1 protein-coding gene is annotated in these 676 nt (G+C 68.6%); it reads right to left on the bottom strand.

Features of this window, described 5'->3' with window-relative positions:
* Nucleotides 1–676: AMP-binding protein (locus IE94_RS36820; protein ID WP_157849459.1), on the bottom strand; the 676-nt coding region annotated here is incomplete at both ends.

Here is a 676-nt window from a genome sequence, read left to right as displayed (position 1 = left end):
CCCGCTCCTCGACCAGGAGGTTCAGGAAGTCGGCCGGACTGCGGCTGACCGTGAACGGCACCACCACCAGCCGCCCCCCGTGCAGCAGAGGCGCCCACAACTCCCACACCGAGAAGTCGAACGCGATCGAGTGGAACAGCGTCCACACCTGACCCGGACCGAACCCGAACCAGCCCCCCGTCGCCGAGAACAACCTGCCCACCTGCCGGTGCGACACCACCACACCCTTGCCCGTCGACGAGAACAACCTGCCTACCTGCCGGTGCGACACCACCACACCCTTGGGACGCCCCGTCGACCCCGACGTATAGATCACATACGCCGGATCACCCAGACCAGCCCACTCGGTAAGCGCCTCCGACGAATACCCGGACACGTCCGTCTCGTCGGCGAGGACTGCCGGGACGCCCTGGGGCATCACCTCCAGCGTGTCCCGGTCCGTCACCACCAGACACGGGCCCGCGTCCCGAAGCACATAGGCGATCCGGTCGGCCGGATACGACGGGTCCACCGGCACATACGCCGCACCCGCCTTCACCACCGCCAGCACCGCCACCACCAACGACCACCGCACCTCACCGCACACCACCGCCACAGCCTCCGGCGACACCCCCGCAACCCGCGAGAACCACGAACCCAACACCCCACCACCCGGCAACGACGCAGACACCGCCAC

The sequence above is a fragment of the Streptomyces violaceorubidus genome (assembly GCF_000717995.1).
Lineage (GTDB): Bacteria > Actinomycetota > Actinomycetes > Streptomycetales > Streptomycetaceae > Streptomyces > Streptomyces violaceorubidus.
Note: the sequence above shows the minus strand (reverse complement) of the source record. Positions and strands in the feature narration are given on the sequence as shown.